This is a genomic window from Tenacibaculum xiamenense (assembly GCF_964513065.1).
Classification (GTDB): domain Bacteria; phylum Bacteroidota; class Bacteroidia; order Flavobacteriales; family Flavobacteriaceae; genus Polaribacter; species Polaribacter xiamenense.
The window spans coordinates 111,982-132,359 of record NZ_CAZEQU010000034.1 but is presented as its reverse complement, the minus strand read 5'-3'; the positions used below and the strand labels follow the sequence as shown (position 1 = coordinate 132,359).

Sequence of the window (20,378 nt, the reverse complement as noted above, 5' to 3'; positions counted from 1 at the left end):
ATCAGTTAATAATTCGAAATCAGAATTAACAAAACAACATGATACAAGTAGGAATCATAGGAGGCGCTGGTTACACAGCAGGGGAATTAATTAGATTGTTATTACAACATCCAAATGCAGCTATCAATTTCGTATACAGTACGTCAAATGCAGGTAATAAAGTTTCGCATATACATCAAGATTTAGAAGGAAGTACTGAACTAAAGTTCACTCAAGAAGTGAATGAGAATATCGATGTATTGTTTTTATGTCTCGGACATGGAAACTCTAAAAAGTTTTTAGACAACAACAGTTTTTCAGCAAAAACTAAAATTATTGATTTAGGAAATGATTTCAGGTTAACACAAGACCATGTATATGAAGGTAAAAAGTTTGTTTACGGTTTGCCAGAATTCCAGAAAGAAACTATTCAAAAGAGTAATTATATTGCAAATCCAGGGTGTTTTGCTACCGCAATTCAATTGGCTCTTTTGCCTTTAGCCAATAGTGAAAAATTAGGTAATGACATCCATATTAATGCAGTTACTGGGGCTACGGGAGCGGGAACGTCTTTATCGGCAACCACTCATTTCACATGGAGAGATAATAATTTCTCATATTACAAGCCTTTTACGCATCAGCATTTGGGAGAAATTAACCAAACGGTAAAAGAATTACAATCAGATTTTGACTCGGATATTCTGTTTTTACCTAACAGAGGGAATTTTTCGAGAGGAATATTCGCTTCGTTGTACACAAACTTTGATGGAACAATTGAAGAAGCGAAAGAACTTTACACTTCTTTTTATCAGGATGATCCATTTACGCATGTTTCAAATGCTCCAATTCATTTAAAGCAAGTAGTAAATACCAACAAGTGTTTAATCCATGTGCATAAGCACAATAACAAGCTTTTAATTACAAGTATTATTGACAATCTATTAAAAGGAGCGTCTGGTCAAGCGGTTCAAAATATGAATCTATTATTTGATCTTCCTGAGGAAACTGGACTGCAATTAAAAGCCAATTATTTTTAAATCTATTCAAGGATTTTAAAACAAAACATTAAATAAACTAAAAATACACTCAAGTGAAAATAGCCATTATAGGAACGGGAAATTTAGGAAAATCAATAGCAAAAGGATTGATTACGAATAATGCGTTTGAGAGTCTTTATTTAACAAAAAGAAATTTAGAAGAACTCCAAGAATTTAGTGACATTAAGAATGTTTTCTTGGGTACAGATAACTTGGAAGCAGTAAAAAATTCAGAAGTATTAATCTTTGCTGTTCAACCAAGACATTTTGAAAAAATATTACAAGATATTCAACCAATACTAACAAAAAAACATGTAATTATTTCTACTATCACAGGATTTTCAATCCAGAAAATAGAGGACACTATTGGTGAGAAGAACAACATCCTTAGAGCCATGCCGAACACAGCAATTGCTGTAGGTAAATCTATGACTTGTATTTGTAGTAATTCACATGCCAATGGACATGTAAAAATAGCTACTTCAATTTTTAATGTTTTGGGGAATACTTTGGTTATCCCTGAAAACCAAATGCAAGCAGCAACTGTAGTTTGCGCTAGTGGAATCGCTTTTTGGATGCGTTTGATACGGGCCACCACACAAGCCGCAATACAACTTGGTTTTGACGCGAAAGAAGCTCAAGAATTAGCCATGTTTACTAGCGAAGGTGCAGCCAATCTTTTAATTACTTCTGGAAATCATCCAGAAGAAGAAATAGACAAAGTTACCACTCCTAAAGGTTGCACTATTGAAGGCTTAAATGAAATGGAACACAAAGGATTAAGCGCTGCTTTAATTCAAGGAATGGTAGCATCATTCAACAAAATTAACACGATAAAAAAAGAACAAATATGAGTTTGTTTAATGTATACCCTCTTTTCGATGTAACTCCTGTAAAAGGGAAAGATGTATTTGTTTACGATACGAACAATACTAAATATTTAGATTTATACGGAGGTCATGCCGTTATTTCAATTGGTCATGCCCATCCTACTTATACAAAAGCCATCACGGATCAGGTAAATACCCTTGGATTTTATAGTAACTCTATTCAAAATCCATTACAAGTAGAACTTGCCAAGCAAATTACTTCGATCTCTAATTGCGAAGATTACCATTTATTCTTGTGTAACTCTGGAGCTGAAGCTAATGAAAATGCTTTGAAATTAGCTTCTTTTCACACAAATAAAAAGAAAGTAATCGCGTTTAAAAATTCATTTCACGGTAGAACTTCAGCTGCTGTGGCGGCAACAGATAATCCTAAAATTGTAGCTCCAATCAATGCGCAACAAGAAGTAATCTTTTTAGAGTTTGAAGATTTAGTGGGAGTAGAAAAAGCTTTACAAAACAACGATGTTTGTGCGGTAATTATTGAAACTATTCAGGGAGTTGGTGGTTTGGACGAGGCTTCCACTAACTTTTATCAAGGATTAGAGAGATTGTGTAACGAATACAATACTTTGTTAATTGCAGATGAAATTCAATCAGGTTTTGGAAGAACTGGAGATTTCTTTGCTTTCCAAAAGCACGGTATTACTCCTGACATTATTTCTATGGCAAAAGGAATGGGGAACGGGTTTCCTATTGGAGGTATTTTAATCCACCCAAAAATTAAGGCTTCATTTGGTCTTTTAGGTACTACTTTCGGAGGAAACCACTTAGCCTGTGCGGCCTCTTTAGCCGTTATCAAAGTTTTACAAGAAGAAGACTTAATGAAGAATGTAAAAGAGATTTCAACCTATTTTACACAAAAGCTTAAGGAAATTCCTGAGGTGATTACAATAAAAGGAAGAGGTTTAATGTTGGGGATAGAATTTTCACAACCAATAGCATCATTAAGAAAATCAATGCTATTTGATCAGCATATTTTTACAGGAAGCGCTAAAAACCCGAATTTATTAAGATTACTTCCTTCTTTAACGCTAAAGAAAGAACATGTGGATACCTTTATTAGTGCCCTGAAAGAAGTTTTGAGTATGAATCAAAAAATTGCAACAGCGAACTAACCGTTTTGTAATGACAAAAATTGAACAATTATGCAACATTATACTAGCTTAAACGACATTCAAGACCTTAGCGCAATAATTGAAAAAGCTATTCAGTTAAAAAAGAACCCCTTTCAATACAATGATATAGGAAAAAATAAAACCTTAATCATGCTCTTTTTTAATGCCAGTTTGCGTACCAGATTAAGTACCGAAAGAGCCGCAAAAAACTTGGGGATGGAAGTAAGTGTTCTAAATATTTCAAATGCGTGGAATATGGAATTCGAAGATGGTACCGTTATGAACTTAAACACTTCAGAACATATTAAAGAAGCGGCAGAAGTAGTATCGCAATATGGTGATATTATTGCAGTAAGAGCTTTTCCAACATTAACAGATAAAGCCAAAGATACTTCTGAGCTAATTATCAATAGTTTTAAAAAATATGCAACTGTTCCTATTGTTAATATGGAAAGTGCTACAGACCATCCTTTACAAGCTCTGGCTGATGGAATTACCTTAGAAGAGCAAAAATCCGAGAAAAAGCCAAAAGTAGTATTGTCATGGGCACCGCACCCAAAAGCACTGCCACATTCAGTAGCCAACGGTTTTGTTCACTTAATGAATAAAATGGATGTCAACTTTGTAATTACACATCCCTCGGGGTATGAACTAGATCCTAACATTACCAAAAATGCTCAGGTTGTATACAATCAAGAAGAAGCCTTTAAAGATGCCGACTTTGTATACACGAAAAACTGGAGCTCTTTTTCTGATTACGGTAAAGTTCTACAAAGCGACGCTGACTGGATGATTACTCAAAAAAAATTGGGAAAAGCCAAATTTATGCACTGCCTACCTATCCGTAGAAATGTTGTTGCTGAAGATGCTGTTTTAGATGGAAACAATTCATTAGTCATTGAACAGGCCAACAACAGAACTTATGCGGCCCAGGTAGTATTAAAAGAATTATTAACTCAGTTGAAGTAAATTGTAAATTTTGAGTGTTGTATGGTTAAGCCCTCAACTTAAAATTCAAAATTTTAAATTAAAAACTTAAAAAATAAAGAGTGGAAACAATAAAGATTGTAAAAATAGGTGGAAACATCATTAATAATAAAGAAGCACTCGATAGCTTTATAGCGAACTTCTCTAAAATTACTGGTCCTAAAATACTAGTTCATGGCGGTGGAAAACTAGCTTCTGAACTTGCAAAAAAAATGGAGGTTCCTGTAAAAATGATTGATGGTAGAAGAGTTACAGACGAAGCTACACTTGATATTATTACAATGGTTTATGCCGGAAAAATCAATAAAAATATTGTAGCTCAATTACAAGCCAATAAGGTAAATGCTTTAGGTTTTACAGGTGCTGATGCCCAAACTATTGTTTCGGTGAAAAGACCTTCAAAACCTATTGATTTCGGTTATGCCGGTGACATTGTAAAAGTAAACACCTCAACTTTAGAATTATTGTTAAACAATGGCATCACCCCTGTGTTTTGTGCAATAACTCACGATACTGAAGGAAATTTACTGAATACAAATGCTGATACCATCGCTTCAGAATTAGCCATTGCTTTCGGACAAAACTATAGTACAGAATTGTATTATTGTTTTGAGAAGGATGGCGTTTTAAGAAATGTTGATAACCCTGATTCTGTTATTGAGGAAATCGACTTAAACACCTATCAAGAATTAAAAAATGAACAAGTGATTTTTGAAGGAATGATTCCGAAGTTAGACAACTGTTTTCACGCACTTAAAAACAAGGTTTATCAAGTACATATTGGAAAAACCGATATGCTATTTAATCAACAAACAAAACATACATTATTGCAATTATAATGATACAAGAACTCACCATAAAAGCAATTGAACTATTAAAAAATTTGATAGAAACACCGTCTTTTTCTTCTGAAGAAGACAACACTGCTTTGTTATTGGAAGCATGGTTCAAAAACCATGATATTCCATATACAAGAACTCAAAACAATATTTGGTCTGTTCACAAGGATTTTGATCCTTCAAAACCAACCTTATTATTGAACTCACATCACGACACGGTAAAACCAAATAACGGATATACAAAAGATCCATTTAAAGCGACTATTGAAGATGGTAAACTCTATGGTTTAGGCAGCAATGACGCCGGTGGTTGTTTAGTTTCCTTATTAGCAACATACACTTATTTTTATCAGCAAAATGACCTGTCATATAATTTAGTCTTCGCTGGAACTGCTGAAGAAGAAAGCAGCGGTCCGAACGGATTAAATGGTTTATTAAAAACATTGCCAAAAATTGATGTTGCCATTGTGGGTGAACCTACCTTGATGCAATTGGCCATTGCCGAAAAGGGCTTAGTCGTTTTTGATGCTGAAGTAAAAGGAACACCAAGTCATGCGGCTCACCCAAACAATGATAACGCCATATATAACACCATTAAAGTTTTGGAATGGTTCAAAAATGTGCGTTTTGATAAAACCTCAGATACATTGGGAGATGTAAAGCTAACAGTAACCCAAATTAATGCTGGAAAACAACATAATGCAGTACCTGCAAATGTTTCTTTAGTGATTGATGTAAGGGTAAATGATCAATATAGCAATCAAGAAATTAGTGATTACTTGCAAGAAAATTCACCTTGTACTTCAATAACACCAAGAGGTCTTAATTTAAACTCTTCTTCGATTCCTAAAGAACATGAATTGGTAGAAGCAGGAATAGCTCTTGGGCGGAAAACCTATGGTTCTCCTACCTTATCTGATCAATCAGTATTGAGCTGTCCTTCTTTAAAGTTAGGACCTGGAGATAGTACACGTTCACATACCGCTGATGAATTTATTTATGTAAATGAAATTGAAGAAGGTATTGATTTGTATATACAATTATTGAGCAAAGTACTGAAAGAAAAAGCTGTTACTTTAAAGACAGCAGAAAGGTAATACAAGAATTAAAAATATTAATACAACAATGGGTAAAAAATGGTTAAAACTTTGTTCGATTGCGAAAACACTCATATTGTATTAATGCTTGAATTAGTGTAAGCATTAGGCTGAGAATAGATAGAATTTTGTTTGTTTTAGAAGGGTACAACACAATTAGTACAACTATTTCGAGGCTTAATGCTCTTTTTTAAATCAGAAAATTAGAGTATTTGTAACTACATAATGTTATTCGAACGAAGAGAGTTAAGTTAAAACAAAAAGTAACTAGCTACTTTGAGACCTCTCACATAGGTTCGAGGTGACACAAAAAAACAATAAAATGAAACTTTGGGATAAAGGCATTAGCATCGACAAAAAAATAGAGAACTTTACCATTGGAAACGATAGAGAAATTGATCTTTTTATTGCTCCTTATGATGTACAAGCCTCATCAGCGCACGCTAAAATGCTTAACAGTATTGGTATTTTATCAAAAGAAGAGCTTTCTCAGCTCATTGAAGGCCTTGAAGCGTTAAAACAACAGATAAATGAAGGTACCTTTATTATTGATGCTGAGTTTGAAGATGTGCATTCGAAAATTGAATATGAACTTACCAAACAGTACGGTGAAGTAGGTAAAAAAATACATACAGCTCGTTCAAGAAACGATCAAGTTTTGGTTGCCCTACAATTGTATTATAAAGAGAATCTTGAAATACTGACTGAAAAAACGAAAACGCTTTTTAGTACCTTATTACAACTTTCGGAACAATATAAAGACAATTTATTACCTGGATATACGCACCTACAAGTTGCTATGCCATCATCATTCGGACTTTGGTTTTCAGCGTATGCCGAGCTATTAATTGACGATTTACATTTGGTAGAGGCTGCTTTAAAAACGGTAGATCAGAATCCTTTAGGTTCAGCGGCAGGTTATGGGAGTTCCTTTCCTATTGACAGAGAATTCACAACAAAAGAACTTAACTTCAACACACTAAAATACAACGTAGTAGCCGCTCAGTTAAGTAGAGGAAAAAGTGAACGCACTGTTGCCATGGCTTTAGGTGGATTAGCCAATACTTTATCTCGATTTGCTATGGACGTTTGTTTGTATATGAGTCAGAATTTTGGGTTTATTTCTTTTCCTGACGAACTAACCACAGGTAGTAGTATTATGCCTCATAAAAAGAATCCTGATGTTTTTGAATTGATTAGAGGTAAGTGCAATAAAATTCAGGCTTTATATACGGAAACTTTATTATTAACGAATAATTTACCGAGTGGATATCATAGAGATTATCAATTATTAAAAGAGAATGTTTTGTATGCTTTTGAAGATTTAAAAGATGTACTTGACATTTTTGATTATGCCATTCAACAGATTATTGTTAAAGAGATTGACTTGAATGACGATAAGTACAAGTACTTATTTACGGTTGATAATATTAATACTTTGGTTGAACAAGGTATGAGTTTTAGAGATGCTTATAAAAAAATAGGTGGTGAAGTTTCTGATGGATCGTATGTTCCAGACACCTCTAAAAAACATAGTCATTCAGGAAGTATTCATAATTTGGGCTTAGATAAAATTCAAGAAAAGATGAATCAATTATAAGTTATGAATTTTTAATTTTGAGTGTTGAGTGTATAATCTTGAGGATTTCAAACTCATAATGAGATTTGACAAACTTAAGATTTCTCCCTGCGGTCGAAATGACTCAATTGGACTCATAATAAAGAGAAATAGCTACATTATCATCTAATACTCAACTTTAGATTTTAGACAATATATTATTAGCAGAAAAGCAAGATTCTAAGTAAGTAGGTCTTGCTTTTTTTATGGTACAGAAAATCAAAAAAAATAAACAATACACCTTAATTTCAAAACTACAACTAAAAAATTATTGCTAGCACCTTACATTAATATTTAAAAAATCTAAACAAGTTATTCAAAAAGAATTATACATTCTTTAAGTACTGAAGTTAGACAAAATAAAAAGCTTCAATTAATTTCAATCCTGTATTGGTATATAAAGCTAATAAACTTAAGAAAGTCTTGGTCTTGATATTTATATTTATTAAACCAATTTTTATAAGATTCAAAACTTAATAATTTTATAATGTAATATATCCTTCATATAATTTCTTATAAGAAATCAACTATAATTGATAAAATTATTTAACAAAGAAAAATCAACAAAAAATATTGATTAACGCACTAAAATAAAATTTTAGAAAACGTTTTACTCTCTACAATAAAAAAAACTTTGTCATATTTTCTCGTTCATTCCATGAAATGGAGCTTTTAAGTAAAAAATCATTCCCCTTATAGCATTCATTTTATTCCCAAACCATTAACTCTTTAATTTAGACATCTAACTAAAAAAACAAGTATCAAATAGTAACATTTTAAAACTAACCACATGAAAAAATTTATACTTTTTCTACTATTAATTGCTGTACTCACATCTGGCTGTAAACTTATGGAGTTCGCACCTGAAAGTAAGCACACAAAAAAAATATATCGTAAATCTATTGAAAATGCGATGTCACCCGCTCCTAGTAAAGTTTATCCAAACCTAATCTCTATTACTAAACAAAATAAAAAACTAGAATGGAAAAAAATTAATGGAGAAGATTATATTTTAGTAGTATCCTGGAAAGAAAAGCGGACCCCTTATGTACCCTATGTAAATAAGAAGTATGAAACAAAAGAAAAGATATGGGTTACAACCTCTCCAGAACTATTGCTAAAAATGAAAAAAATCAAATCTAAAAATGTAAATCTAAGACTAAAACAATTAATTGGTCTCCCTCCGAACTCTACTTATAAGTATTTTATAGAGTTTTGGGTTCGTCCAAAAGATCTTATTAGACCATGTCCAGACAACAATATTACTACTAATAAGTGTGGAATTTGTTTTCCTAAAAAAACAGAAAGTAAATACAAAGAGTGGTTCAACAACTATAGAATTAATAGCTATTATCAATGTAATTTGTATGATAATTACCCTTGGACTCAATTAGGATATACTTATGATTGGAATCCTCAAAATAAAACACATGTTGGATTAAGTGAATTTGTCATTAAAACTAAAAGTGAAATAATTGTAAAACAAACCTACACAACATCAGAATATCTTAGTAAATAAGAATGACATACTAAAAAAGTATTAATCTATTAAAACAGGTAACTCATTCTATTATCAAATAAAACCACAAATGAGGCATGTAAAGTCTTTCTCTTTAGAATCTATAGTGTATATATAATAAATACCTTATTATTTGAAGTTAGATTTATGGGCTTTTAATACCGTTTTTACCTTTTATTATTTTTAGTTTGTCTCTAAAAACAACGAATAACAGCCTCGATACTACGAATATTAACTCAAAACAAATACACATATCATTCCATGTATTTTTAGCTAAAACTTTAGTTACATGGACATTGAATTAAAAACAGTTTCAACCAAAATACTTCTTACGACAATTTTTACAAGCTTCACCTTTATTATTGGTTTAAGTATTATCTTATTAATTTATACAAATAACACTAGTCTTTTTCTTTTATTCATTCCTGTATTAGGTTTAAGTATTTATTTTGCTATTAAAGTATCTAAAAAAACTACGAGAATAGATTTAAGAAATGATGATTATATTAAGATTAACGGTCAAACTATTTCTTATAAAGACATAATTGGATATTTTATTGATGATCGCGGAGGTTTGCAAAAGGCATTTTGCCTAAAACTAACAAACGATAAAACTTTAATGATAACAGGAGCTACTACTGGAAAGGAAGCCGAAGTACTTGACAATACCATTCATAAAATCATCGATGTTACTCAACAGAACAATCAGAGTTTTCGCGAACTTGAATATAAGGATATTTATAAAGAGTATGGCATTCTTTCAAAACCAGCTTTTCGTATTGTTTTGGCTGTCATACTATTTGTTTTAATTCTATTAAAAATATTGCTACTATAAGTTTGGTATTGCTCTTCAATGTTTCAACAAAAAAAATGGCTTATGCTATTACTAACCTAAATCCTTTACCATGAACATTTTGAATTTCAATATTATTTTCTGTATCCTTCTTTAAATATTTTCGGAGTTTTGTAATATAAACGTCCATACTTTTGGTTGTAAAATAGTTGTCATCGCCCCATATTTCAGAAAGTGCCTGTGAACGAAGTAAAATGTTGTCTCTAAATACAATTAACATTTTTAACAACTCGCTCTCTTTATATGTTAACTTTGTTTCAATATCATTTAAGACAAGAACTCTCTTTACCACATCTAATTTAAAATTTCCAATTTCATAATTGATGATATCATCATCTAAAATAATCTCAGTTTCTTTACTTAAAAGCGCTTGGATTTTTAAATACAGAATATCAGGATCAAAAGGTTTTTCCAAATAATCCAAAGCCCCTAACTCAAAACCTTTCACCTTGTCTTCTTTTAATATCCGAGCCGTTAAAAAAACAAAAGGGGTTTTAATTCCATTTTCTTTCAACTCCTGTGCTATTGAAAATCCATCTTTATTAGGTAACATTACATCGAGTATCAAGAAATCGAAAACTTGATTTTTTGCTATTTGAAAAGCCTCTCCTCCATCATTACATAATGTTACATTAAACTTCTTTATTTCTAAAAAAGCCTTTAAAACCATTCCGAAATTAGGATCGTCTTCAACTAATAATATTTTTTTTCGAAGTTGCATATCAATACTATTCTTTTTTTTGAGGTAAAAACAATGAAAAGACACTTCCTTTCTTGCTACTTTTAAGAGTAACATGTCCATTATGGGCATCTGCAATTTGTTTAACATAGCTCAACCCCAATCCAAATCCTTTCACATTATGAATATTATTTGTTGATACTCTATAAAACTTTTCAAAAACCCGCTTTGCATCATCCTTTTGAATTCCCATACCTTTATCTAAAACATGGATAACTAAGTATTCGTTTTTCTTTTCAATTTCAATTTTTATATGAATTTCATTCGGTGAATATTTAATAGCATTGTCTACCAAATTACTAATTGCCTGATGCAAATACATTTCATCTCCAATAACCACAGTATTATCTACTTTTACTATACATTCTATGGTGCCATTCTTTTTATCAACTCGAATTCTATTCTGAGAAACAACTTGTTTCGCAAGCTTTAATACATCAACACTTTGCATCTCTAATTCGGTAATGAAGTGATTATTTTGTGCCAACTTTAAGATCATTTCTACTTGCTTATTCATACGCTCATTCTCCTCCTTAATAACTTTTGTAAACTGTCTTACCACCGATTCATCTCCAATTATTTCAGGTTCCTCAATAGCTACTGCGGCCGTACCAATAGATGCGATAGGAGTTTTAAACTCATGTGTCATATTGTTGATAAAATCTGTTTTTATCTGAGACAATTTCTTTTGTTTTAAAATTATTCGTAACGAAAACCATAAACTAAATAGAATGATTAAAACCATTATAGTAGACAACAACACATTAAAAAACAATGATTTATACAAATACGATTCTTTATCATAAAAAACTACATAAATACTTTTATTATCAAAAACTTCTAAGACATAATCACTTTTTTCTAATAAACTGGTATCCTTCAATTCTTTCCCCCAAATGCATTCCCATTTATTAGATTTAGTATTCTTGATTCCAAAACTATAGGTCAATTTTACCCCGTTAGAGGTAAAAACTTTTTTTATTAAACTATCAAAGTCTATTTCCTTATAATAATTAAAGCCTTGTATATTTTCTTGACCATAAATAATTGAGACTGATTCTTTAAAACTACCATCAGTATTTCTTCGTCTTAAAAAAGCCTCTTGAAATTCTTCTAATGAATTATAAAAGTCTTGATCAAATTTTGGTCTAGAACCGAACCTTGAAATTGAATATAATTTAAATCTATATTTTTCGTCCTCACTAAGGTAATCATAGTCCGCTTTAAAGTTTTCGTCAATTACAATACTATTCTTTTTATTTTGAGTTTTAATAACCTCTTTCACTTCTGTAAGAGATTTCACTACCGACTCATTAAAATTCTTTTGGGTAAGCGTAAAACTATTATTTAACCAATTTATTTGAGAAAAAATTATTCCTAAGGAAGACAAGCCTATTAAAAGAATCACATATTTAAAGTTTCTTCCCATCATTTATTAAGTGTTTTAATTTTCAAAGAAACATATTTCTTCAAGGCATTCACTATTTCTTAATTTTATTTAAGGCTTTTTAAGGTTTTTTAAGGTTTTCCTTTAGCCTATGCCCATACTTACCTTTCTTTTAATTTTCTATTAAGCTTTTTTAATATTCAATTACCTAATTACCATAAACATACATAATAATTTTGTCCCATCAAATCACTTAAAACATGAATATCAAAAAGTTAATTTCTTTTGTTTGCTTACTTGGTACTTTTTATATCGGTACTGCTCAAAATAGCAACAAGCATAAAAATAATATTGAAATATCATTCAGTAACTACCATCAAAAAGCCATTGAAATAATCCTTACAAAAAACGATAAAACAATATCGGAATTGTTCCATTCTTATAAAGACCTGAGAAACACAAATAAGTTTAAAGAATTGGGTATTGATCTAGAAAATTGCATATACCTAGAAAACAATGCCATCAAAGTTAATATTGATAAAATAGGTTATGATTTAAGAGGAAAGTCTGCTAGTAACAAAACAACCATGAATATTTCTCATAACTCTGATAACGAAAAAATTACAATTGACATTCAAATCAAAAACATATAGCACAACTAAGTTTACAAATAATAAATTATGAAAAAAACCACAATCTTAATACTACTTTTCATTTCAATTACCTGTATTGCACAAGAAGAAACATTACTGACTCAAAAACAACAAAATAAAATCATAGAGAAACTATCTGATAAGTTGTTAAAGTCATACGTTTTCGAAAAAACCGCCAAGGAAGTTAGCAGTAAAATAAAACAGTATCAGTTTCCAAGAAATAAAAAAGACTTCGCAAAAGCGTTAAACGATACTATAAGAAGCATTAGTAAAGACGTTCATTTTAGGTTCTTTTTTAGCCCGCAGAGTTATAAAAACATAACCAATACCGATAAAAAACCTGAAGTTGATCATAGAAAACAAATAAGGCAAAAAAATTATGGCTTTGAAAAAGTAGCTCTTCTACCAGATAATATTGGTTATTTAAAAATTAATCAATTTCATGAATACGATGAAGCCTTTCAAATAGCGAAAGCAAGTATGGAGTTTCTACAACATGCCGACAGTTACATCATTGACCTAAAAGACAATGGTGGTGGAAGTGGTAAAATGGGACGTTTTTTGGGTAGCTATTTTTTCAAAGAAGGTGATCATCGGTTATTACTAGAAAATTACAATAGAGAAAAAGATGAACTTGTTCAGGAATGGACATTAGTTAATGTTCCTGGAAAAAGAAGACCTAATGCCACACTTTACATTATTATAGGAAAAAATACAGGGTCTGCCGCTGAGGCATTCCCATACTTTATGCAAGCAAATAAAAGAGCTACTATTGTTGGGGAAAATTCATGGGGAGGTGCTCACTCTGGAGCATTCATACCAATTGAAAAAGACTTTATTGCATTTATTCCTTCGGGAAGAGTTACTTCTCCTATTACAAAATCGAACTGGGAAGATGTTGGAGTTACTCCAGATATAAAGATATCAACTGATTTAGCTTTGGATTTTATTAAAAAAGAAATTCTCGTTAAAAAGAGCGACTCTTTAATGAAAGAAATGAAAAAAGGTAACCTCCCTAAAGAAAAAGAAGAACTCCTAACATGGAAACTAAATTATTTTAATGCAAAAACCACCGAAAATTCTGCTAAATTCTCAAAAACATTAGCCAAATCATATAGTAAATATCAAGTGAGTTTTAAGAATGATAATTTATACTTTGGTAAAAAACGGCTTATTCCTTTTTCCAATACCATCTTCTATGCTGAAAAAGGATATACGAGAGAAGGCGATCTAATTATTGAGTTTGACCATGCTATAAATCCTACTAAACTATTTTACAAGGTAATCGATTGGGACCATGGAAAAGTTACAAAGTTTGAATTAAAGGCCAATTAGAAAACAAGCACATCAAACAACTTATAGAGCAGCACGAATCACGATTTCGTGCTGTTTTTTGGGTTAAACTTTGTAATATTACTGTATTTTCTTCACATTTATTATTACTTTTACTATGCTATTGAAAGGAAAGTTTAATAAATCACTTGCTATTTTGAGTTCAAAAGAAATATATTCCTTAAAAACAAAGATTGAAGAATTAACTCAAGCATTATTTGAGTTAGTTGAAGAGACATGCTGGAATAAGTTATCAAAAAATATGTTCTATTTTATTTCAGAAATAATACCATTTGATGAAGAACAAAAAAATATTGATACTAAACCTACCCCTCTCAAATCTGTTACATTAAAATCTTTAGATGAAATTGCGGATGATTTATTTGTTTTGTATCCGAACCTTTATGATGTAAATTTTTACGTATACCAAAGTTTCTATGATAAAACTATTATTCAAATAAAGTATTTTCCAAAATCTTCCATAACAAAAAACACTTTCAGAAATCTTGAAACAACCCCCCCTATGTTTCATTGTAAAATTAGCCTCCCTGTATATGCTAAAGAGAGGAACAAAAAGTTTGATATTAACTGGGAGCACGGAGGTTTTAGGCATGAATGGAATTTGTTTTGGTATAAATTATATTTCAACTGGAAGTATCGAAATAGGATTAAAAACGTTAGCTAATGTTAAATAATTCAATCAAAAAAATATGTATTCTTTTCTTCCTTTACTTTTTGATTATCTCAAAAACAGTAGCACAATCACAAGAAAACTACAATAAAAATATGGAGCTAGCTTGCACATTATATCTCACAAAAAAGGAGATCCCTAAAAATGTGCTATTAAGGCTTACTCCTAAAACACAAGATAATTTTAGTTTATTATACAATACAACACATCCAGAAACGGAAATCGGAAGAACTGATTTCTTTTACGATATCACTCAATATATTTTTAATGAAGTCTTATTATACAAAAACATGAAGTTTTATGATGCTAGTCTCCAACTTGCTAGCTTCGCGGATGGCGAATTTGCTGAGGGATTTATCGAAAATCTTGAGAAAATAATAAATCTTAACATCAATAAGTTTTGTAAAACAATTAAAAATAAAGAATATAGACTGCATAATCCCATAAAGTATTATTCCAAATTCTATAAGTGTAATTAAAGCAGAAATGAAATATAAATTCTATGTTATTTTTTCTATCCTAATTCTATTCTCATGTAAAAATGAGAACAAGAAAGATTCTGAAATAGAAAATGAAACAATTCCTAAAACGACCGAGAAAAACCAGCATTTAATCGGAGAAAGAATAGATGGACCTGCCAATGTTAGAGATAAACCCAATGGCAAAATACTATTTGAGCTTAAAGACAATACTTTGGTGGAATGTACTCCTTTGAATAAAAACTGGCACCAAATATTAGTTTATACCGATATTAATCCAAAAGAATATGGAACAGATTCTTTAAAAAAAGGTCGTTCTATTATTACTAATAACGAGACAATAGGAATTATAAAAAACACTTTAGTTGTTGATACTGGGTATGACGGAAAAAACTATTACGCTATTCTATTGGGTTATACACATAAAAATAACATAAAGCCAGAATCTATAATTGAGAACGTAGTCGAAAAGAAACTACACGAAAAAAACTACAATCTCCATAATTGGGATAAATTTATTAGAAACTTTGATATGGAGAGAGACGCTTTCAATTATGAAGGAATTGAAAGTTTTTACAACTATGAAAATTCAATAGAAGATCCTTCTCCTGGCTTCCGAATTGTTTTACTCTTTGAAAAAAAGAAATTAATAGGTTTACTACATTCAAGAACTCTTGCTATTCCTTATAGCGAAACTCATATATTGGATTGGCCGTATTTCATCACATTTTTTAAGAGTTATTCCAGGGATAAACAATTAAGACTTATCAATTTTATTAATAAATGGTTTCAAGGAGTAGATTAATAAACTAAAAGCAAAATGAATAAATTAATTCCTCTTTTAATACTTTTCTCAACCATTGGCTTCGCTCAAGTTCTTAGTGATATCAGAATTGATGAATCTAAACTAATTCAATGGAAAACAGAAAACATAAACAATTATGAAGGGAGCTATAACTTCGGATTTTCTGAGGGCGAATCTAAAGTAACCTTCGTTATTCAAGGAGGTATTATTTGTGCTCAATTATCATATCATGAATGGAGCTCCAATACAAAAAACGGATGGTTACCTAAATACAAGAACTACACTAACGTAAGAATAAAAGACAACAAATTCTTTTCAAAAGAAAGTAATGGAGAATTTGTCTTTTACGAAGGGAGAAAATGCTTGAAACTTGAAAATCCTCATATACAAATGGGGGAGGAAGGCGAATATGAATTAGGTGAAAAGTCCATAAATAAATTATCTGATGAACAAAGAGGTAAATACAATTACACTTTTTATAAGATTGTAAATGAAAACGAACTAAAAGCTCTCTCTCTGAAAGAATTACAAATAATGAGAAATGAAATATTTGCGCGATATCATTATATATTCAAAAAAGGAGGTGAAATGGACATCTATTTTAATAAGCAGGATTGGTATTATGGATTTAATAAAGACGTAAATCATCTTCTCACTAAACTTGAAAAAATAAACCTTATGAAAATAAAGAAAGTTGAAACGGCAAAAAAGAATTAAAATAAGTTAGAGTTTTCAATTAAAACGCAGTATAACACTATTAAATTAACTTCTCTTTTATTAAATTAGTTGTAAAGAAAACATCAATAACCTAAATCTTAATGTCTATATCTCCTAAACTATTTCAAATAACTTTAATTGACCTTCAGAAAGACCTATGCGAAGAATGGCAAAAGTCATTCAAAAATAATCCTGAGGTAAAAATTATTCATGGACAATTTGAGTCAATAAAGGAATATGACTGTTTAGTCAGCCCAGCAAACTCATTCGGTCTTATGGATGGAGGAATAGATTTGGCTATTAGAAATTATTTCGGGATGAAAATTCAATACAACGTCCAAAAGAGAATTCAAAAAGATTTTTATGGAGAACAACCTGTAGGAACTTCAATCATTGTTTTTACGGAAAATGAAGACCACCCTTTTTTAGCACATACACCCACAATGAGAGTACCTTCAGATATTTCTATAACTGACAATGTGTACAATGCATTTTTTGCTATGCTCACAGCTATTGCTAATTATAATAAAAACAACAAAGTCCGAATTCATAAAGTTCTTTGCCCTGGAATGGGAACTGCAACTGGAAAAATGAGTACCAAAGAAGCGTCAAGACAAATGTATACTGCTTATAAAAACTTTCATAATCCAACATCCAATATGAACTGGAAAAATTTGACAGCTCGTCATTCAGAAATTATTGGACAACTAACAAACCACTAACCTCATGTCAAACACAAAATTAATTATTGAAGAAAGAAGCAGAGATATTGGAGATTTTCTAGTAGGACGATTACTTCCATTTAGAAGAAAGCGAATGATTGGTCCGTTTATTTTTATTGATCATATGGGACCGACAACCTTAGGAAAAGAAAAAACTATGAGCGTAGATCAACACCCTCATATTGGTTTGGCTACATTAACCTATCTATTAAGTGGTGCCGTGATGCATGTTGATAGCATTGGTACTTCACAAAAAATTATTCCTGGTGAAGTAAATCTTATGGTTGCGGGTAAAGGCGTTACTCATACTGAAAGAACTCCTGAAGAATTAAAGGGAAAAACATATCAAATAGAAGGCTATCAAATATGGCTAGCTTTACCCAAAAATATGGAAGACAATCAACCAGAGTTTCATCATTTGAAATCTCATGAAGTTCCTTCTTGGGAAGAAAACGACTTAGTAATGAAGTTGATTGTTGGTACTGCTTTCGGAAAACAGTCTAATTTAACTTTATGGTCTAACCTATTTATGTTGGAAATAATTGCACAAAAAGACACCTCTGTAAACTTAACTGGTAATTTAAAAGGTGAAATCGGAATTTTGGTTCATTTTGGAGAGATAACAGCTTGTGATGAAGTAATTAAAAAAGGACATTTACTGGTTTCTAAAGAAAATGATTATTGCCAGTTTAAGGTCAAAGCCAATTCAAGACTATTTGTTTTTGGAGGTCAACCTTTTGAAGAGCCTCGCTATATCGATTGGAATTTTGTATCGCATGACAAAACTAAAATTGAAAAAGCTAAATTAGCATGGAACAACAAACAATTCCCCAAAATTAGCAATGATAATAGCTATATACCCTACCCTAGTGTGAATGTATAATATAAACATGCCTGAAAAAGAAAAACTTTTACTCATTCTTGATATTGACGAGACTTTAATTCATGCCACTCGAAATAAGCTAGATAGAAAGGAAAACTTCAAAATTTTCGACTATTATGTTTATGAACGACCTTATTTACTTGAATTCCTAAATGAGGTGAAAAAGATGACAATGAGCTACTACTTTTAGTAAAGTATTTAAAAACATTAAAAAACGAAACAAATGTCCGAAGTATCGAAAAAAGAGGTTAGCAACAGAAAATATAAAAACAATACTTTATCTATTGTTTTATCAATTATCTTCCTGTTACTATCTATCATTCATGTTTACTGGGCATTCGGTGGAACATGGGGATTTAATAACGTTCTACCAGAAACGTCAGAAGGAGTAAAAATTCTAAACCCAACATTTACGGATAGTATTATTGTAGGTTTTGGGCTGCTACTTTTTTCAACTATCTATTTATTTTATGCAAAATTATTTAAAGTAAAAGTGTTAATATTTCTTAGAGCCATTCTACTTTGGTTAATTCCTTCTATTTTTCTTCTAAGAGCTATAGGTGATTTTCATATCGTTGGTTTTTTCAAACATATTAGAAACACGAATTTTGCCTATTTTGACAATTACTTTTACTCTCCTCTATGCCTGTTTATTGCAGTTATGGGATTTATTGTTGCAAAAAGAAAAGTAACTATTTCAAAGTAATATCATGAGATATTTGGAAGAAACTAGTTTAATAACTTATCAGTCTTTGAATATCTATAAGTAAGTAAAATGGCATAAAAACACAATTTTACTATAGTATATTTCTTTATTTTTAGAGCAAACTACTACCATGATAAAACTTATTAAACTTCTAACCTTCGCTTTATTTTGCATTTCTGTGAATTCTCAAGAACTCAAGTTGAACACCGAAAAGCTTACCAACTATTTACAAAATTTTCATAACAATAATCGGTTTAACGGAGAAGTACTCGTTGCTCACAAAAACAAAGTGGTTTATCGAAAAAGTTTTGGATACGCCAATACCGAGCTAAAAACAACTTTCAATAACAAAACAAAGTTCCAATTAGCATCACTATCAAAACAGTTTACATCTTTTGGTATTCTTATTCTTGAACAAGAAAAAAAACTATCCGTTAATGACTATGTTTCTAGCCATTTGAGCAATTTCCCTTACAAAAAAGTACAAATTAAACATCTAATGTCACACACTTCTGGGCTACCTAATTTTGTTAATTCCATGTGGCAAGATCTTGATACTACAAAAGTGAACGGAAACAAGGAAATGTTTGAAATGTTTGCGTCTAAAAAATATCCATCACAATGGGCACCTGGAAAGAAATGGGAATACTGCGATATCGGGTATTGCACACTTGCTTCTTTAATTGAAAAAGTTAGTGGTAAAAGCTATAAAAATTTTATGAAAGAAAAGATTTTCGATCCCGCGAAGATGCATAGCACCACGGCTGAGCATTCTACAGATTATAGAACGGTCAAAACTCCTGAACTTGCCATGGGATATATATATGACGCTAAAGCAAACGAAAAACGTATAGCTTATGAAACTCCCGAAAACAGCTTTGTGTACTGGTTAGGTGGCTTTTATGGTGATGGATCAATAATTAGTACCCTTGATGATTTATTGAAATGGGATAAAGCTCTTTATGAAAAAAGCATTATTTCAGAACAAAGCCTAACAAAGGCAACCACTCCTGTTAAGTTAAATAATGGCGAGCTTGCCAATGGCTGGGGCTCACACTATGGATTCGGTTGGTCTTTATACACTTCAGAAAAATTAGGAAAAGTGCAGACTCATTCAGGACAGCAACCAGGCTATAATACCAGACTCACTCGCTGCCCTGAAAAAAAACTAACAATCATTATTGCTGCTAATTTATCCATCCCTAAATTCTGGGAAATTAATTTGTTAAAACAAATTGAGGAACAACAATAGTATTTTCAATAATAAAATTTATATTGCAATACTTCCCCATGACTTATAAAGCTAAGTCCAAATATTGCTATTATTTAA

Annotated in this window: 22 protein-coding genes; 20 read left to right on the top strand and 2 right to left on the bottom strand. The window is 31.1% G+C overall.

From position 1 onward, the window contains the following. Positions 1-38: 38 nt before the first annotated feature. The 9 genes from argC (at position 39) to ACKTTV_RS15260 (ending at position 9,916) form a co-directional block, all read left to right on the top strand. Positions 39-1,016 carry an N-acetyl-gamma-glutamyl-phosphate reductase gene (gene argC, locus ACKTTV_RS15300; protein ID WP_408031734.1) on the top strand — a complete coding sequence of 326 codons (978 nt, stop codon included), beginning with the start codon at positions 39-41 and terminating at the stop codon, positions 1,014-1,016. A gap of 53 nt (positions 1,017-1,069) precedes the next feature. After that, the gene (gene proC, locus ACKTTV_RS15295; protein ID WP_408031733.1) at positions 1,070-1,870 is read left to right on the top strand and encodes a pyrroline-5-carboxylate reductase; all 801 of its coding nucleotides are present in this window, start codon (positions 1,070-1,072) and stop codon (positions 1,868-1,870) included. Further along, the gene (locus tag ACKTTV_RS15290; protein ID WP_408031732.1) at positions 1,867-3,021 is read left to right on the top strand and encodes an aspartate aminotransferase family protein; all 1,155 of its coding nucleotides are present in this window, start codon (positions 1,867-1,869) and stop codon (positions 3,019-3,021) included. The genes proC and ACKTTV_RS15290 overlap by 4 nt, the downstream gene beginning before the upstream one ends. 30 nt (positions 3,022-3,051) lie before the next feature. Beyond that, entirely contained in the window at positions 3,052-3,990 is a 939-nt protein-coding gene (locus tag ACKTTV_RS15285) for a Rossmann-fold NAD(P)-binding domain-containing protein (RefSeq protein WP_408031731.1), read from the top strand. 80 nt (positions 3,991-4,070) lie between these two features. Then, positions 4,071-4,847, top strand: coding sequence for an acetylglutamate kinase (gene argB / locus ACKTTV_RS15280; RefSeq protein ID WP_408031730.1), 777 nt, complete (start codon positions 4,071-4,073; stop codon positions 4,845-4,847). Beyond that, complete coding sequence (locus ACKTTV_RS15275) at positions 4,847-5,944, top strand: M20 family metallo-hydrolase (RefSeq protein ID WP_408031729.1); 1,098 nt, start codon at positions 4,847-4,849, stop codon at positions 5,942-5,944. The genes argB and ACKTTV_RS15275 overlap by 1 nt, the downstream gene beginning before the upstream one ends. A 322-nt stretch (positions 5,945-6,266) precedes the next feature. Further along, on the top strand, positions 6,267-7,544 hold the full coding sequence (argH, locus tag ACKTTV_RS15270) for an argininosuccinate lyase (protein ID WP_408031728.1): 1,278 nt from the start codon (positions 6,267-6,269) through the stop codon (positions 7,542-7,544). 808 nt (positions 7,545-8,352) lie between these two features. After that, positions 8,353-9,081: a hypothetical protein gene (locus ACKTTV_RS15265; RefSeq protein WP_408031727.1), complete on the top strand. Its 729-nt coding sequence runs from the start codon at positions 8,353-8,355 to the stop codon at positions 9,079-9,081. 289 nt (positions 9,082-9,370) lie between these two features. Continuing rightward, the gene (locus tag ACKTTV_RS15260) at positions 9,371-9,916 is read left to right on the top strand and encodes a hypothetical protein (protein ID WP_408031726.1); all 546 of its coding nucleotides are present in this window, start codon (positions 9,371-9,373) and stop codon (positions 9,914-9,916) included. Between the two features lie 40 nt (positions 9,917-9,956). Here ACKTTV_RS15260 and ACKTTV_RS15255 read toward each other — a convergent pair whose 3' ends face one another. Together ACKTTV_RS15255 and ACKTTV_RS15250 are read right to left on the bottom strand one after the other, a co-directional pair. After that, a complete protein-coding gene (locus ACKTTV_RS15255) occupies positions 9,957-10,655 on the bottom strand; it encodes a response regulator transcription factor (protein WP_408031725.1) in 699 nt (232 codons plus the stop codon). A 7-nt stretch (positions 10,656-10,662) separates the two neighbouring features. Continuing rightward, the gene (locus tag ACKTTV_RS15250; RefSeq protein WP_408031724.1) at positions 10,663-12,105 is read right to left on the bottom strand and encodes a sensor histidine kinase; all 1,443 of its coding nucleotides are present in this window, start codon (positions 12,103-12,105) and stop codon (positions 10,663-10,665) included. Between the two features lie 215 nt (positions 12,106-12,320). Between ACKTTV_RS15250 and ACKTTV_RS15245 the strand changes: the two genes are divergently transcribed. From ACKTTV_RS15245 to ACKTTV_RS15195, 11 genes are all read left to right on the top strand, one after another. Next, a complete protein-coding gene (locus ACKTTV_RS15245) occupies positions 12,321-12,713 on the top strand; it encodes a hypothetical protein (protein WP_408031723.1) in 393 nt (130 codons plus the stop codon). Between the two features lie 27 nt (positions 12,714-12,740). After that, positions 12,741-14,048: a S41 family peptidase gene (locus ACKTTV_RS15240; protein WP_408031722.1), complete on the top strand. Its 1,308-nt coding sequence runs from the start codon at positions 12,741-12,743 to the stop codon at positions 14,046-14,048. A 115-nt stretch (positions 14,049-14,163) separates the two neighbouring features. Next, a complete protein-coding gene (locus tag ACKTTV_RS15235) occupies positions 14,164-14,730 on the top strand; it encodes a hypothetical protein (RefSeq protein WP_408031721.1) in 567 nt (188 codons plus the stop codon). Next, a complete protein-coding gene (locus tag ACKTTV_RS15230) occupies positions 14,730-15,215 on the top strand; it encodes a hypothetical protein (RefSeq protein ID WP_408031720.1) in 486 nt (161 codons plus the stop codon). Before ACKTTV_RS15235 ends, ACKTTV_RS15230 begins: the two co-directional genes overlap by 1 nt. 7 nt (positions 15,216-15,222) lie before the next feature. Next, the gene (locus ACKTTV_RS15225; RefSeq protein WP_408031719.1) at positions 15,223-16,020 is read left to right on the top strand and encodes a hypothetical protein; all 798 of its coding nucleotides are present in this window, start codon (positions 15,223-15,225) and stop codon (positions 16,018-16,020) included. A gap of 15 nt (positions 16,021-16,035) precedes the next feature. Continuing rightward, on the top strand, positions 16,036-16,737 hold the full coding sequence (locus tag ACKTTV_RS15220; RefSeq protein WP_408031718.1) for a YARHG domain-containing protein: 702 nt from the start codon (positions 16,036-16,038) through the stop codon (positions 16,735-16,737). Positions 16,738-16,838: 101 nt separating this feature from the next. After that, positions 16,839-17,459: a macro domain-containing protein gene (locus ACKTTV_RS15215; RefSeq protein WP_408031717.1), complete on the top strand. Its 621-nt coding sequence runs from the start codon at positions 16,839-16,841 to the stop codon at positions 17,457-17,459. Positions 17,460-17,463: 4 nt separating this feature from the next. Beyond that, on the top strand, positions 17,464-18,342 hold the full coding sequence (locus ACKTTV_RS15210; RefSeq protein ID WP_408031716.1) for a pirin family protein: 879 nt from the start codon (positions 17,464-17,466) through the stop codon (positions 18,340-18,342). Continuing rightward, a complete protein-coding gene (locus ACKTTV_RS15205) occupies positions 18,335-18,532 on the top strand; it encodes an NIF family HAD-type phosphatase (protein ID WP_408031715.1) in 198 nt (65 codons plus the stop codon). Before ACKTTV_RS15210 ends, ACKTTV_RS15205 begins: the two co-directional genes overlap by 8 nt. 33 nt (positions 18,533-18,565) lie before the next feature. Continuing rightward, positions 18,566-19,048 carry a DUF3995 domain-containing protein gene (locus tag ACKTTV_RS15200; RefSeq protein ID WP_408031714.1) on the top strand — a complete coding sequence of 161 codons (483 nt, stop codon included), beginning with the start codon at positions 18,566-18,568 and terminating at the stop codon, positions 19,046-19,048. Positions 19,049-19,178: 130 nt separating this feature from the next. Further along, entirely contained in the window at positions 19,179-20,300 is a 1,122-nt protein-coding gene (locus tag ACKTTV_RS15195) for a serine hydrolase domain-containing protein (protein ID WP_408031713.1), read from the top strand. The last annotated feature ends 78 nt before the right edge of the window (positions 20,301-20,378 follow it).

Excerpts from the sequence above, each read along its gene's own strand:
- ACKTTV_RS15245 (WP_408031723.1), top strand. The coding sequence starts at position 12,321 with ATGAATATCAAAAAGTTAATTTCTTTTGTTTGCTTACTTGGTACTTTT.
- ACKTTV_RS15240 (WP_408031722.1), top strand. The coding sequence starts at position 12,741 with ATGAAAAAAACCACAATCTTAATACTACTTTTCATTTCAATTACCTGT.
- ACKTTV_RS15285 (WP_408031731.1), top strand. The coding sequence starts at position 3,052 with ATGCAACATTATACTAGCTTAAACGACATTCAAGACCTTAGCGCAATA.
- ACKTTV_RS15255 (WP_408031725.1), bottom strand. The coding sequence starts at position 10,655 with ATGCAACTTCGAAAAAAAATATTATTAGTTGAAGACGATCCTAATTTC.
- ACKTTV_RS15220 (WP_408031718.1), top strand. The coding sequence starts at position 16,036 with ATGAATAAATTAATTCCTCTTTTAATACTTTTCTCAACCATTGGCTTC.
- argC (WP_408031734.1), top strand. The coding sequence starts at position 39 with ATGATACAAGTAGGAATCATAGGAGGCGCTGGTTACACAGCAGGGGAA.
- argH (WP_408031728.1), top strand. The coding sequence starts at position 6,267 with ATGAAACTTTGGGATAAAGGCATTAGCATCGACAAAAAAATAGAGAAC.
- ACKTTV_RS15235 (WP_408031721.1), top strand. The coding sequence starts at position 14,164 with ATGCTATTGAAAGGAAAGTTTAATAAATCACTTGCTATTTTGAGTTCA.
- ACKTTV_RS15210 (WP_408031716.1), top strand. The coding sequence starts at position 17,464 with ATGTCAAACACAAAATTAATTATTGAAGAAAGAAGCAGAGATATTGGA.
- ACKTTV_RS15215 (WP_408031717.1), top strand. The coding sequence starts at position 16,839 with ATGTCTATATCTCCTAAACTATTTCAAATAACTTTAATTGACCTTCAG.
- ACKTTV_RS15275 (WP_408031729.1), top strand. The coding sequence starts at position 4,847 with ATGATACAAGAACTCACCATAAAAGCAATTGAACTATTAAAAAATTTG.
- ACKTTV_RS15195 (WP_408031713.1), top strand. The coding sequence starts at position 19,179 with ATGATAAAACTTATTAAACTTCTAACCTTCGCTTTATTTTGCATTTCT.
- ACKTTV_RS15200 (WP_408031714.1), top strand. The coding sequence starts at position 18,566 with ATGTCCGAAGTATCGAAAAAAGAGGTTAGCAACAGAAAATATAAAAAC.
- ACKTTV_RS15250 (WP_408031724.1), bottom strand. The coding sequence starts at position 12,105 with ATGATGGGAAGAAACTTTAAATATGTGATTCTTTTAATAGGCTTGTCT.
- ACKTTV_RS15225 (WP_408031719.1), top strand. The coding sequence starts at position 15,223 with ATGAAATATAAATTCTATGTTATTTTTTCTATCCTAATTCTATTCTCA.
- ACKTTV_RS15290 (WP_408031732.1), top strand. The coding sequence starts at position 1,867 with ATGAGTTTGTTTAATGTATACCCTCTTTTCGATGTAACTCCTGTAAAA.
- ACKTTV_RS15265 (WP_408031727.1), top strand. The coding sequence starts at position 8,353 with ATGAAAAAATTTATACTTTTTCTACTATTAATTGCTGTACTCACATCT.
- ACKTTV_RS15260 (WP_408031726.1), top strand. The coding sequence starts at position 9,371 with ATGGACATTGAATTAAAAACAGTTTCAACCAAAATACTTCTTACGACA.
- ACKTTV_RS15205 (WP_408031715.1), top strand. The coding sequence starts at position 18,335 with ATGTATAATATAAACATGCCTGAAAAAGAAAAACTTTTACTCATTCTT.
- ACKTTV_RS15230 (WP_408031720.1), top strand. The coding sequence starts at position 14,730 with ATGTTAAATAATTCAATCAAAAAAATATGTATTCTTTTCTTCCTTTAC.